Source organism: Treponema parvum, assembly GCF_017893965.1.
Taxonomy (GTDB): Bacteria; Spirochaetota; Spirochaetia; order Treponematales; family Treponemataceae; genus Treponema_D; species Treponema_D parvum.
On the sequence record NZ_CP054142.1, the window covers coordinates 2,435,899 to 2,449,435 of the forward strand.

The 13,537-nt window shown below is 44.2% G+C and carries 12 protein-coding genes; 5 read left to right on the plus strand and 7 right to left on the minus strand.

Features of this window, described 5'->3' with window-relative positions:
- Window positions 1–17: 17 nt before the first annotated feature.
- Both HRQ91_RS10730 and HRQ91_RS10735 read right to left on the minus strand, forming a co-directional pair.
- On the minus strand, window positions 18–1,337 hold the full coding sequence (locus HRQ91_RS10730; protein ID WP_210119531.1) for an extracellular solute-binding protein: 1,320 nt from the start codon (window positions 1,335–1,337) through the stop codon (window positions 18–20).
- Between the two features lie 219 nt (window positions 1,338–1,556).
- Window positions 1,557–3,689 carry a helix-turn-helix domain-containing protein gene (locus HRQ91_RS10735; protein ID WP_210119532.1) on the minus strand — a complete coding sequence of 711 codons (2,133 nt, stop codon included), beginning with the start codon at window positions 3,687–3,689 and terminating at the stop codon, window positions 1,557–1,559.
- A gap of 96 nt (window positions 3,690–3,785) precedes the next feature.
- On the opposite strand from HRQ91_RS10735, the gene HRQ91_RS10740 reads away from it, so the two are divergent.
- Both HRQ91_RS10740 and HRQ91_RS10745 read left to right on the plus strand, forming a co-directional pair.
- Complete coding sequence (locus tag HRQ91_RS10740) at window positions 3,786–4,193, plus strand: hypothetical protein (protein ID WP_210119533.1); 408 nt, start codon at window positions 3,786–3,788, stop codon at window positions 4,191–4,193.
- Between the two features lie 131 nt (window positions 4,194–4,324).
- Window positions 4,325–5,185 (plus strand): flagellin N-terminal helical domain-containing protein, encoded by an 861-nt coding sequence (locus tag HRQ91_RS10745; RefSeq protein ID WP_210117745.1) that lies wholly within the window; start codon window positions 4,325–4,327, stop codon window positions 5,183–5,185.
- A 232-nt stretch (window positions 5,186–5,417) separates the two neighbouring features.
- Here HRQ91_RS10745 and recR read toward each other — a convergent pair whose 3' ends face one another.
- The 3 genes from recR to dnaX are packed head-to-tail and all read right to left on the minus strand — an operon-like array spanning window position 5,418 to window position 8,144.
- Window positions 5,418–6,008, minus strand: a complete 591-nt coding sequence (gene recR / locus HRQ91_RS10750; protein WP_210119534.1) for a recombination mediator RecR — start codon at window positions 6,006–6,008, stop codon at window positions 5,418–5,420.
- A 1-nt stretch (window position 6,009) separates the two neighbouring features.
- Window positions 6,010–6,321, minus strand: coding sequence for a YbaB/EbfC family nucleoid-associated protein (locus tag HRQ91_RS10755; protein WP_210117743.1), 312 nt, complete (start codon window positions 6,319–6,321; stop codon window positions 6,010–6,012).
- Window positions 6,318–8,144, minus strand: a complete 1,827-nt coding sequence (gene dnaX / locus HRQ91_RS10760; RefSeq protein ID WP_210119535.1) for a DNA polymerase III subunit gamma/tau — start codon at window positions 8,142–8,144, stop codon at window positions 6,318–6,320. The genes HRQ91_RS10755 and dnaX overlap by 4 nt, the downstream gene beginning before the upstream one ends.
- A 136-nt stretch (window positions 8,145–8,280) precedes the next feature.
- Here dnaX and HRQ91_RS10765 point away from each other — a divergent pair, with 136 nt between their 5' ends.
- Both HRQ91_RS10765 and HRQ91_RS10770 read left to right on the plus strand, forming a co-directional pair.
- The gene (locus HRQ91_RS10765) at window positions 8,281–9,303 is read left to right on the plus strand and encodes a sugar kinase (protein ID WP_210119536.1); all 1,023 of its coding nucleotides are present in this window, start codon (window positions 8,281–8,283) and stop codon (window positions 9,301–9,303) included.
- Window positions 9,304–9,415: 112 nt separating this feature from the next.
- Window positions 9,416–9,865 carry a DUF2179 domain-containing protein gene (locus HRQ91_RS10770; protein WP_210119537.1) on the plus strand — a complete coding sequence of 150 codons (450 nt, stop codon included), beginning with the start codon at window positions 9,416–9,418 and terminating at the stop codon, window positions 9,863–9,865.
- A 121-nt stretch (window positions 9,866–9,986) separates the two neighbouring features.
- On the opposite strand, the gene HRQ91_RS10775 is transcribed toward HRQ91_RS10770, so the two are convergent.
- Complete coding sequence (locus tag HRQ91_RS10775) at window positions 9,987–11,123, minus strand: anaerobic sulfatase maturase (protein ID WP_210119538.1); 1,137 nt, start codon at window positions 11,121–11,123, stop codon at window positions 9,987–9,989.
- 189 nt (window positions 11,124–11,312) lie between these two features.
- Between HRQ91_RS10775 and pgmB the strand changes: the two genes are divergently transcribed.
- Window positions 11,313–11,984 carry a beta-phosphoglucomutase gene (gene pgmB / locus HRQ91_RS10780; RefSeq protein WP_210119539.1) on the plus strand — a complete coding sequence of 224 codons (672 nt, stop codon included), beginning with the start codon at window positions 11,313–11,315 and terminating at the stop codon, window positions 11,982–11,984.
- On the opposite strand, the gene HRQ91_RS10785 is transcribed toward pgmB, so the two are convergent.
- Window positions 11,961–13,532 (minus strand): glycoside hydrolase family 43 protein, encoded by a 1,572-nt coding sequence (locus HRQ91_RS10785; protein WP_210119540.1) that lies wholly within the window; start codon window positions 13,530–13,532, stop codon window positions 11,961–11,963. The genes pgmB and HRQ91_RS10785 overlap by 24 nt on opposite strands.
- Window positions 13,533–13,537: the final 5 nt, after the last annotated feature.

Below are 13,537 nucleotides of genomic sequence, written 5' to 3' on the forward strand. Positions count from 1 at the left end.
GCGTTTCGAAAGCGAGATTAGTATGAAGTATCTACGATATTCTTCATCTCTTTATTCCACTGCTCTTTAAACTGCGCGTCGGTAAGCTTGTTCAAAAGATAGGCTTCCTGCATGGTTTCTATTACGGCCTGAACGCGTGAACCGTATTTTGTAAACGTAGCGCCGTTATTAGAAACTTTCGGTTCAAGATAGTACTTAAGTGAAGACGCGTCCGGCAGATTTGCGCTGAGTATTTTTTCCACTTCGGGAGAACTTACGGCTGGAAGCACTCCGAAAGAAGCTGCGACCGCTGCGGCTTCTTCTCCGCCCATCCATGAAATAAATTCAAAGGCTGCGTCTTTTTTCTTGGAATAAGACGTCATGCTGTTAAAGGTGGGAAGTCCCATCGTAGAATACTTTGGCGTATCGCAGGGGAGCCTTGTAATACCGTAATCGGCTTTTTTGAAACCTGCGGCAAGCAATCCGTCGCGTTCGCCGGTAGTCATCTGTCCGGGGAACCATTCGCCTATCAAAAGCATTCCGAGTTTTCCGTCGTAGAACTGCTTGGAATAGTGCGTCTTTGTAACCTTCATGTCGATAAGAGACCACATTGCGCCTTCAGCTTCAAGCCTTTTTCGAATGGCGATCTGCCTTAAAAGGTTGTCCATAGCGCCGATTTTACCGTCGTTGCTTATAAAAACTTCTCCGGTCTGGTTCGATATGTATGCGGCATTGGAGCCCCAAAAATAAATGGACGCGCCTATGAGGGAAGGATCCGCAGCGTGGATAGCACGCGCAGTCTCTTCGAATTTGTCCCATGTCCATTCGCCTTTTTCAACGTAATAGTCGGGAGTGTTGAGACCGGCCTTTTTAAACACGTTTTTGTTAAAATACGTAAAATAGGATCCGCCTCTCCACGGAATTCCGATAATATTGCCGTTATAGGTTACGGACGATTTATTCGCTTCAACGGCCGCATTCGGCTTACCCGCCTTGCTTATAAAGCTGTTAAGCGGTTCAGAAAAACCGTTATCCATGCGGGAAAACGCATCGGTCTGACGTTTTTCCATGTAGCAGTCCATTTCTGCGCGTCCTGAAAGCAACGTAAGAAGTTTTGTTTCATAATCGGCGGCGGGAAGTATTTTAGCGTCTACCTTGATGTTTGTGTGAGTTTCGTTAAATTTTTCTATCAAGGATTTATGGGCGGCGTCATCCCACGTATAATAGGTTATCACAACAGGGCCGGAGGATTGAGCGGAACCGGCGGGAGCGTCTTTACCGCCTGCTGCAAACACGCTTTGAACGACAAAAGATGTCAAAAACAACACCTTTAGAAACGATTTGTAATGTTTTTTCATAATGACCTCCTATTAAAAACTTTTGAAGAACCTATAGCGGAGCTTCCAGCTACCTGCAGCGGAGCTTCCAGCAAAGTTTCAACTTTCGAAAAAGTTTTTTCGGCGCACAAGCGCACAGTAAATCAGATAACTTATTATCAGCCGGATTTTTCGATTTGTCTTGATTTAAATTTTAATTTTCAATTTTGAAAAACAACACTAAACAATTTTGAAATTTAACTATTTTTTAGTTTTATTACGAAAAATTCTGTAATATGTTGGAGAAACGCCGAATTTATTTTTAAAATACGTGCAAAAATACGAGTAGTTTGCAAAACCCGCTTCGCGCCTAACTTCGTCTATCGTTTTGTCGGTACGGGTGAGCAGATCTATGGCAAGGGCAAGCCTTTCTTCGCCTATAACATCGTTAAAAGATTTCCCCGTAGTCTGACGGTATATGGAACGGGTATAATTCAGCGACAACCCCACGTAATCGGCTATCATATCGGAATTGAGCATGGTATTTTTAATGTTGTCTTTAATATACCTGTTTATAACGGTAACGATTTCGAGGTTTTTTGAGCTTTTACCGGCCTCCCGGCTTTGCAGCAATACCCGTCTTATGCGCTCCGAAATTTCAGTCAAACCCTGAATTTCTTCAAGCGTGGAAATATCTTCCGACAGAGCGGTCATGCCTCCTGATAAGTACAAGTTTATTTCATTATGCAGATATTGATTTAAAATATACACCAGATTTGTAATAAACAGGTTAAAACTGAACCAGGAAGGATTCTCCTTCATCGCAGCGATCGCCTTTTCCATATAAAGCATAAACTGTTTGTCGTCTTTATTTACGAGAGCCGTTTCAAATTCGTGAATATTTATGACCGTCATTTCCGGATATCGTCTTGAAGCGTAATCCACACTGCCCCTGTTTATCAGATACCGCTCTTTCATCATCTCTTTTAAATGGGACGCTTCCTGCGGCAAGTCGCTCATGTTTACCGTTTCTTCGGCTACGACGGCAGTAAGATCCGCGTCAAACCTTTGCTTTACGACGTCTTTGAATCCGCAAAGTTTTACATAAATTCCGTTCGGACTCAGCGACGAAATCCATAAAAACAACAGATCGTCAAGGCTTATGAGCTGCCCTTTTTTTTGTAAATAACCCGCGGCCGAAAGATATACGTTTTTTTGAAGTTCGCCGCGATCTACAGTCGACATTAATTTAAGTTTTTTAGGCGTTACTCTAAAAATAGAAACTCCGTACTCGTACACCTTGGAGATCGGAAGTTCAACCTTGCTCAATTTGCCCTGCACGTACGACAAAAGCCTTCTTTCATAGCTCAATGAAAGGTCGACTTTTTGCGACACGATTATTATCGCAATGATTGCCGCAAAAAAAACGGCTATCGTTACAAAGACGATATTTTTAATAAAAGTGTAAAACCCGTGCATAAGCTGTGAATAGGGAATAATATAAAAAAGCCGCCATCCCATAGTCGGCTGATCTTCGTAACAGATAAAATATTTTTCTCCTTCGCTCGACAGCTTTACATATCCCCCGCTTTTTTCTTGGCTTATGGGAAGGGAGCAAATTCTGTCGTAAATGGAAGACTGTTTTACCGGTGTGTTAAAGAACGACGGATCTGGATGCGATAAAAAATACCTGCGATAATCGGTAATAAAAAATGACGGTTTCATTTCCCCCGTCTTCTGGGTGAATAATTCCCTCGCATTTGATTCGGAAAGGTTTACAACTAAGGCGTAGCTTTTGGCGGCGTTGTTTGTTTTGTGAGAAATCGTCATGGTGTACAAATTTTCTTCTTTGGATTCGTCGGTATTCGTGTAGTCGGCTCTTGAAAAAAAACTTGTGGTTCTCATCGTAAAAGTCATGGGCCGTTGTCCCGTCTGCTCCAAAAACGAATCAAGATTTTTATCGCTGTAGCACGTAACGCCTTCGTAGCCCGCATAGGACGAAAAATATCCGAAAACTCCGTTATAAAGATATATCGAATGGATATAACCGTTTCTTGCAACCGTACGGTCGATCAGAGCTCCCACTTTTACGAATGTTTCATATTTTCCGTCTTGATCATGCCCGGAATTGCAAAAAAGGTAATCCTGTATTTCTTTGGTTTCAAAAAGCGCATTTAACGTGGGCATCGTGTTCATGCGCATCTGCTGATACAAAGAACTCACCATAGTCAGCGACAATTCATATTGTTCGGCAATGCTTTTTTCTCTGTTGGATATATATGTAACGGAAATCAAAAAAGTTATTATCAATACGCAAACCGTCGTCAAAGCGGTAACGGGAATAAATATTCTTAAAAAACGCGATCTGCCTTTACCTGTGATTAAATTTGACAAGACTCGCCTCCCGTAAGTTTTTTCATTTCATCAGGTTCGTTCAGGCTTATCTTTTTCATATTGCCCTCGCCGATCAGCCCTGTTATTATTGCTCTTATGGAATACATTGTAATGGGAATTTCCTCCGCCGTCATCATTGCAGCCCTGATGTATTTTGGAAATATCTACAAAAAACCGAAATTCCGCTCTTCTTCTAAAAATATTCCGCGCAAAATAATATCCGTATGTCCTCTATGCCAAACGTCCCTTCTCACAGGTGAAAATCTGTATTCAAAAGTATACAGACCTATGACCGTCCCCGATCAACGCTGTACTGTATCAGGCTGTCCTTACTGCTATCCTAAATGCGCTCCTAATTTAAAACGAATCTGTCCCGTCTGCCATAAAGCCGTCCCGTCGGACGGTTATTTAATCGCCCGCCTGTTCAACAAGCCCGACGGCAAAAAACACGTCCACGTCTTGGGCTGCACGGAATGTTTTAAAAACGCAAAAAAAAATACATGATTTTTATAAATTCGCTTAATTCTTTTTTTTAATCTCCGATCATTATGGTATAGGGTGGTAAAACCCGGTACACGACCTGCAAGGGTTTGTACCAGAAAAACCAAATTTCAAGTCTTTATAGGAGATTCTTTATGGTTATTAATCACAATATGAGCGCTATGTTCGCTCAGCGTGTACAGGGTAACACGAATTTAAGCAACCAGAAAAACATCGAAAAGCTTTCTTCCGGGGAAAAAATCAACCGCGCAGGCGACGATGCTTCCGGTCTTGCGGTTTCCGAAAAAATGCGCTCACAGATCCGCGGTTTAAATCAGGCCGCATTGAACGCGCAGAACGGTATTTCCTTCATCCAGACAACCGAAGGCTATTTGCAGGAAACGACCGATATCATTCAGCGCATACGCGAACTGGCGGTTCAGTCTTCCAACGGTATTTACACGGACGAAGACCGCATGCAGATCCAGGTTGAAGTTTCGTCTTTGATCGCTGAAGTCGACAGAATCGCAAGCGCAGCGCAATTTAACGGCATGAACATGCTCACAGGCCGCTTTGCGCGTCCTACCGGAGAAAACAACGTTACGGCTTCCATGTGGCTGCATATCGGCGCAAATATGGATCAGCGCACGCAGGTATACATAGGAACAATGACCGCGACGTCTCTCGGTCTTCGCAATATCGGAGACGAATCTATCATGACGTTGGAATCGCCCGACGATGCGAACCGCGCGATCGGAACCTTGGACGAGGCCATTAAAAAGATCAACAAGCAGCGTGCGGATCTCGGCGCCTACCAGAATCGTCTTGAAAAGACAGTCGTAGGTCTTAATATAAGCGCCGAAAACCTTCAGGCGTCGGAAAGCCGCATACGCGACACCGACATGGCAAAGGAAATGGTCGACTTTACGAAGAACCAAGTCCTCTCTCAGGCGGGCACGGCTATGATCGCACAGGCGAACCAGACAAGTCAAAACGTCTTGAGCCTGCTCAGATAGTAAAAATACTGCCGGTAAAATTCCGGTCTTTGCATCGGAAAACGGCAGTTCACAGGTTTTATCGAACTTGGCAAGCGACGCCCGTAAGTTAACGGTTTAACTTACGGGCGTTTTTTTGTATAAAACCGGACGTTCCGTCCTATTGGCGGTTGTTTGTTAAGACTGGACGCATCGCGTCCAATTAACGATTTTCCAGCCGCTGTCCTTCGGCGAAATTTCAGCGTAGGGAATTTTAAAAACCCGTGCGCCCTCTAAAGCTGCGGGCGAGCGTAAGCTTATCCGCATATTCCAAGTCTCCTCCTACAGGAAGTCCTGAAGCTAGCCTTGTAACTTTTACGCCCGTTCTGTCCGTCAAAAGTCTGTGCAGATATAAGGCCGTCGTATCGCCTTCCACTGTGGGATTTGTCGCAATTATAACTTCTTTTACATAACCTTCCTGAACGCGGGAAATTAAAGCGGCGATGGAAAGTTTATCAGGTCCTATTCCTTCAAGAGGAGCTATAACTCCGCCTAAAACATGGAACAGTCCGTTATATTCACGGGAATTTTCTATTGTCTGAACGTCTTGCGGCTGCTCTACCACACAGATAAGGCTTTTATCCCGCAGGATATCCGAGCATATAGGGCAAGGATCCTTTTCCGTCCACGCGCCGCAGATCGAACAAGGTTTTATTCTGTCCTGCAAAGTCAAAATTTGGTGAGAAAAGGATTGGTTAAACGATCGGTCGGCTCTTAAAAGATAATTCGCTATCCTTCCCGCACTTTTTTTACCTATGCCGGGAAGTCTGGAAAAGGATTCCGTCAATTCTTCAAGTGCATTCATTTTACGCGCCCATCCCCGGAAGCTGCAAACCGCCTAGCATAGGCCCGAGTCTGTTTTTTATTTCCTGCTGAATGCGTTCCATAGCATCGTGATGAGCGGCTATGATAAGATCCTGCAGCATTGGTATATCCCTGTTGTCTACGCAAAGGGGATCAAGTTTTATGCCTGTGATCTGCATTTTGCCGTTTACGGTAATCTGAACCATGTTTCCCCCTGAAGAACCCGTCGCAGAAATTCCTTCCAACTGCGCCTGCGCTTTTTCCAATTGTTCTTGAATAACCTGAGGATTTTTTAACAGATCGAAAGGGTTCATATTTTTCCTCCAACTATAGTCCCTCTAAATACTTTACAAATCATGTCCACCTTTTGCGGAATTTCCTGTTTTACGACGGTTTGTCGATCGTCCGCTTTTATTTTGACACGAAACACCACGGGCATGCCGCAGATTTTGTTTACGAGTTCCGAAATAACTTTGCTCTGACGCTCAAGCTGCCCTTTTTTGAATTCCGAATCAACTTCAGCCGATATTTCGTTTCCGTTTGAAAGTTTGAAATCCGCCTGCATCACGGCCGACGCCGTAAAGCCGTCGTCGTTCTTAGTCAATTCCCGGATAATCGCATTCTTTATATCTTCCGATTTTTCTACCGGAGAGGTCGCCGCTGTTTGTTGAGGCGGCAGGGCTCCGCCTAATTCAAAAGGGTCTGCGCTATCCTCCTCTTCGTAAGGCACGTCGGGGGAAATGTCGGGATACGGATCGGAATATGTTTCAAAAGAAGGCTCCTGCGGGGAATAAGCGGTTTCTGCGGTTTTCGTTTCCGTCTGCACGCTCCGCTGCAAATTTGCTTTGCTTAAAGCGGAAAAAGTAGTCACGCCTTCAAGGGCCGCTCCGCCGGAATCCGGAGAGCCGCTGTCGGGACGGCCGTTACCATTGCCGTTGCCCTGTTGCGTCGAATTTTCCTCCGTCCCGGTTACGCTTCCCGCATTGTTTCCCAACAAGACCGTTCTCGCAGCATCAATCGATTTTTTTACTTCCGCCTGAGAAACATATTCTTTCAGCCAGCACAGCCTTGAAAATGCAAGTTCCGTCTCGTAACGCGGAGAAAGAGAATAACGTATGTCGCGATAAAGCTGCAAAAAAAGAGAAAGCGCTCTTTCAATCTGGATGCAAGTCCACGCCTCAATCACATCCTTGCTGTAACGTTCGGGAGACTGTCCGAGCAGGGCTTCTTTTTTTATTCCGTTTTTTAAAAGCAAAACGCTTCTCAAATAATCCGCGCTGTTTGAAATAAGCTGTTCGATCGAAATTCCCGACTGCAAATATTCATCAAGAGTATTTATAACATCGGCATTGTCGCCCTGTACGCATTTTTCAAAGAGTTTGTTCAGGCGGTCGATGCCTACCAATCCCAGCTTGTCAAGAATTTTTTCGTAAGTGATAAAGGAATCGCTGAACGCCGCAACCTGATCAAAAAGCGTGTAAGCGTCTCTTACGCTTCCGGTCGATTCGCGTGCAATCCAATAAAGAGCCTCTTCTTCGGCCCTTACTCCTAGTTCCGAAGCGGTCTCTGCCAACAGTTCTTTTATCTGTTCTACGGAAACCAGACGAAAATTAAATTGCTGACACCGGCTTTTTATTGTCGCCGGAACCTTTTGAAGCTCCGTAGTCGCAAAAATAAATACGACATAGGGCGGCGGCTCTTCTATGGTCTTTAAAAGCGCGTTAAAAGCGCTTACGGAAAGCATGTGAACTTCATCGATTATGTATATTTTATATCTGCATGAGTTCGGAGGAAATTGTACTTCGTCTTTGATCTGCCGCACGTCGTTTACGCTTGTGTTTGAAGCGCCGTCAATTTCAATCACATCCATGCTTGAGCCTTTTGTGATTTCGGTGCAAGCCGTACAGGTGCAGCACGGAGACTCTACGGCCCTATCGCTGCTTTGGCAGTTTAAGGCTTTTGCAAGTATGCGGGCGGTAGAAGTTTTTCCGCAGCCGCGCGGGCCTGAAAACAAATATGCGTGCGCGATTTTTCCCGATTTAATAGAATTTTTTAACGTAGCTGCGACAAATTCCTGTCCGACAAGATCTTCAAAATGCTGCGGCCTGCGTCTGGTCGCCGTAATCTCATAAGCCATACAGGTATGATACATGAAATTGCAGGATTAATGAAGCTCCCGAGGCACACTTAACCGCCGGCATTTAACTTGCTAATAGATGGATAATAATATATTATTGTAAGAACTTTCATTTTCTTTACGGAGGCTATTAATTATGGATAAGGTTGTAACATTCGGTGAAATCATGCTGCGTTTGGCGCCTGAGGGCTGGTATCGTTTTACACAGGTAGATAAATTCGGCGCTACTTTCGGCGGCGGCGAAGCGAACGTTGCCGTTTCTTTGGCAAATTACGGATTTGACGCGTGCTTCGTCACAAAACTGCCGGACAATCCGATCGGGCAGTCTGCAATCAACAGTCTTCGCCGCTTCGGAGTAAACACAAGCTACATAGCCCGCGGAGGCGACAGGGTTGGCATTTACTATCTTGAAAAAGGCGCTTCTCAGCGCGGATCGGTATGCGTTTATGATCGCGCGCATTCTTCCATTCAGGAAGCAAAAGCGTCCGATTTTGATTGGGACAATATTTTCAAGGGGGCAAAGTGGTTCCACGTTACCGGCATTACTCCCGCGCTCGGACAGAATATCGTAGACATAACCGTTGAAGCATGCAAGGCTGCAAAAAAGGCTGGCGTTACGGTTTCCTGCGACCTTAACTATCGCGGCAAACTGTGGACACGCGATCAGGCGCGTAAAGCTATGACCGAAATTTGCAAATACGTGGACGTGTGCATAAGCAATGAAGAAGATGCAAAAGACGTCTTCGGAATTGAAGCTGAAAACACGGATATAAACAGCGGAAAATTGAATAAAGAAGGATACAAGAGCGTAGCAAAACAGCTTGCGGACAAATTCGGCTTTAAAAAAGTTGCAATAACGCTCCGCACATCCATCAGCGCAACGTTTAATAACTGGGCGGGACTTCTCTATGACGGAAAAGATTTCTGTTTCAGTAGAGAATACGAGATGTTCATCGTAGACCGCGTAGGCGGCGGCGACAGCTTCGGCGGAGGTCTCATCTATGCGCTTTTAAAAGGAAAATCGACGCAGGAAGCCGTTGACTTTGCAGTTGCGGCAAGCTGCTTAAAGCACACGATCGAAGGCGACTTCAACGCTGTTTCCGTAAGCGAAGTTGAAAAACTCGCCGGAGGAAACGCATCGGGACGCGTACAGCGCTAGTTTTGCCGATTTTGCATTTCTTGTAGGCCGCACGTTCCGTGCGGCCTATGCGCCGCCCTAAAGTTAAAAAAAATCGAAGTTTGAGCTAAAAAAATAAAATTTTGAGGTATACATGTTCACGCAAGAACAGATTATTACGGCTGTCATCATATTTGTCGCCCGTGTAATGGATGTGTCTCTCGGAACCTTTCGCAACGTACTGGTCATCAGAAGAAAGAGACTGTATGCCTTTATTGCATCGTTTTTCGAATGCCTGATTTGGATATATGCCGTCTCCAGAGTGATTACGGATCTTACAGATCCGATCACTTCCGTAGCCTTCGCTTTAGGCTTTGCCACAGGAACGTTTACGGGCATAACTATCGAAGGCTTATTTAAAATAGGCGAACAGGCTATAAGAATTTTCAGCTTAAAAGGCGACGACATATCCGAATGTCTTAGAAGCCAAGGGTTTAGAGTAACCGTCTTTGAAGGCAGGGGCAGAAACGGGCCGGTAAAAATGGTGTTTGTCCAAGTAAAAAGACGAAACGTAAAAAAGTATTTACACTTGCCAGAACCATAGATCCTTTATGCTTTATGGTCGTAGACGATATATGCGACGCCTATACCGCATAACACGGGGCTGCTTCGAGCTGTAAGAGATCTGCGGATTTTGCGAAAAAAAATTTAAACGGCAAAAAGACTCACATGTTTCTGCCCAATGTAAATTGTCTTTCCATAGCGCCCATATAATCCAGCTTATCGACCTCTTTTTCAAAAAAAATTTTATACGCCTCACATAAATATGAGCGTCCCAATTTCCCCGTTTTAAAATCCTCGCGATCCCGTCTGCAGCCGCCTCGGCAAAGCGGAAAGTATCGACAAGTTTTGCATGCTTCGTCAACGACGCAGGACTTTTCCGTAAACCGAATTTCCTTGCGTTTAAGGTCTATCCTCTCAAACGTATCGCGCGTAAGATTCCCCAAACAAAATCCGTCCAAAACATAAAAATCACAAGGGAACACCGAACCGTCGGCTTCAAGAACATAATTGCTGGGGCAAAAACCAAGCATTCCGCAAGATTCGCATTGTCCTCCGGCAAGTCTTATGACAAGATTGTCGAAATACCGGATGGAAACAAAATCGCGGCGGCGCCAATCTTTAAAATACAATTCAAACAAGTCTATTAAAAATTTCCCGTAAATTTCAGGCGTTAACGAATAATCTCGCCCGCCGTGTCCTTCGGCAATGGGATCCAAACAAGCGATGTACTGCTGGTATCTGTAACCGTTCCTTTTAAAAAACTCATATATTTCTTTTATGTTCTTAGCTATATCCCTGGTAACGGTTATGAGAATGTTAAAATCAACCTCAAAAGCTTTTAATATCTGGCTGGCTTTAAAAACATTTTTAAACGTGCCGTTACCGGCCTTGTCATGCCGATATATGTCGTGAGTCTTTTTATTTCCGTCCATCGACAATCCGATAAGAAAATTATTTTTTTTGAAAAACTCGGCCCATTTTCTGTCTACGATAAAGCCGTTAGTTTGCAGCGCAAAATGTATCGTCTTATCTTTTTTTTGGGAAAAAGAATAAGAAACAAAATCTTCAAAAAAAGAAAAACCCGCACAAGTAGGCTCTCCGCCCTGAAATGAAAAAGTTATCTCATCGTTTTCTTCAAGAGCCCTGTCAATGATTTTATGAGCCGTCTCCTTTGTCATTACGCCGTAGTTAGCGAAATTTCTATTTTCACTTTCGTCGATGTAAAAACAGTATTTGCATATCATATTACAGTTGCAAGAGGCAGGCTTTATTAAGAGAACTCTGTGTTTTGGGCTCATATTCTTTCATTTTATCAAATATTTAAAAATATCTGAATGGAGTTATCGAGAAGAACGTGCGACTTACAAGTAACTTACAAGTAACTTACAAGTAATATCGACATTCAAGCTAAATATGATATAATCCGTCCATACGGTGAATTTTTACACCGTTTTTTATAGGAATGTTCGTCAGAAGGGAGCGTCAGTATGGATAAAATATCAGGCCTTTTATTTGATCTGGACGGAGTGATCGTCGACACGGCTAAATATCACTTTTTAGCGTGGAAAAAATTGGCGGAAGAATTGAATATTCCCTTTAACGAACAGGATAACGAGCGTCTTAAAGGCGTAAGCCGTATGGCAAGCCTAGAGATCATACTTGAAATAGGCGGCAGGACAATGAGCGATGAAGAAAAAAATTCCTGCTGCGACAAAAAAAACCGACTTTATGTGTCATACATAGAGAAGTTAAAAAAAGACGAAATTTTACCGGGCGTAAAAGAATTTTTAGTCGACGCGCGCAAAAAAGGATTTCATACCGCGCTCGGTTCCGCAAGCAAAAACTCAAAACTCATCCTTGATAAGCTTGAAATAAACGATCTATTCGATGCCGTCGTTGACGGTACAAAGGTGTCAAAAGCTAAACCCGCTCCCGAAGTCTTTGAACAAGGCGCCAAAGAGTTAAACCTTCCGTCTGAACAGTGCATAGTTTTTGAAGACGCTGCGGCGGGAATAAAAGCCGCTCACAACGCGGGAATGAAGGCCGTAGGCATAGGCTCTGAAAAAATTCTTTTTGAAGCGGATCTTATCATTCAAGGTTTTAAAGACATCACGGTCTCGGATATCATAAAAAAACTATACCGCATAGTCAAAAAATAAAAAATCGGCGCGTTTGGTCCTAGCCGCCGTATCGGTACACATCATTCCTATAAAAGCGCCCGTAAAGCTGTCTTTAAAATAATCGTCGCTGAGGATCGAAGCGTCAAAATCTTTCAGCACGGTAACCCATTCTTTGTTATCCAAGGAATATGAAAAAGAGCCCTTAGCATACTCAACTTCAAGTTTCAGATATACGTCTTTTTCGGGGATCGACAATGCGGGAGTTTTTGAAAACACGCCCGCATCCATGCTCGTTATTACAAGGCAGCGTCCTTTTTTTTCGTCCTTTGTCACGGCAAAGTAATAGTGAAGATTTTCATCATAATAATATGCCAAACCGGCCATGTGTTGGAACGATTCGGGTTCAAAATGCAGCTTTGTTACGGCCGTAAACGAAAAATCCGTCTGTCTTCTGGCCAAAAGCGCCTTGTGAAACGTAGAACACGGCGATTCTCCGCCGCGAATTTCAAGTCCGCCACCGCTTTTAAGCTTAAAAAAATCTCTGTTGTCGACGGTGCGAAGATATTTAAAATCCTCGTAAAAACTTTCGTCTTTAAAATCATAGTGTCTGGAACCGTTATGCAAAACTTCCGATTCGTCGTTATCGGTTATAACGCAAGGTTCGGGAGTATTGGCGACGCTTCCGTCGCAGTGAACTACATAGGGCCAATCATCCTGCCACTTTACAAGTGCAAGCGAAGTTTCCCTTCCTAAAACGCATCTTGTCGTTCCAGGCAAGGGCCTGCCACAAAGGAATACCAACGCCCAAAGGCCGTCCTTGTAATCGCACAAACTTGCGTGACCGGCTTTTTGTATCGCCAGCATATCATCGCCTCTGCTGGAGATCAGCGGATTGCAAGGATGTATTTCATAGGGACCTTCGATGTTTTTTGACCGGGCGATGCTTGCCGCGTGATTGTAAAAAGTACAGCCCTCCGCAGTAAGAAGATAGTAATATCCGTTGCGCTTGAAAATGTGCGGACCTTCCACAAACCCTATATCCGTACCAGTGAATATCTTTTTTACAGCTCCGACCGGCCGTTTTTTTACAGGATCGTATTCCTGCAAAAGTATACCTGAAAAATTACGTTCTTTTTCCCACCGGTAATCCCATTCCATGTTTACAAGATATTTTTTACCGTCCGTGTCGTGAAACAGTGAAGGATCGAATCCCGAAGAATTTAAATATACCGGCTCCGACCAAGGTCCTTCGATTTTTTCTGCCGTCACAAGAAAATTGGGAGTGTCTTTCCACGGGCCGCGGTTCCATGTTCTCACATTGGTGTATATGAGATAAAAAAGCTTTCCGTCATAAGAAAGGCACGGCGCCCAAATGCCGCAGGAAGGCTCGCATCCTGTCATGTCTAGCTGTGTTTTCCGTTGCAGAGGAGAAGGCAGCGGGCGCCAAGTGCACAAGTCCTTCGAATAAGAAAGTTCTACGCCGGGAAACCATTCAAACGTAGAATTTGCCAGATAATAAGTGTCTTTTACTTTGCATATGCTCGGATCCGGATGAAATCCGCTCAAAATAGGATTGTGTATTTTCATAGTAT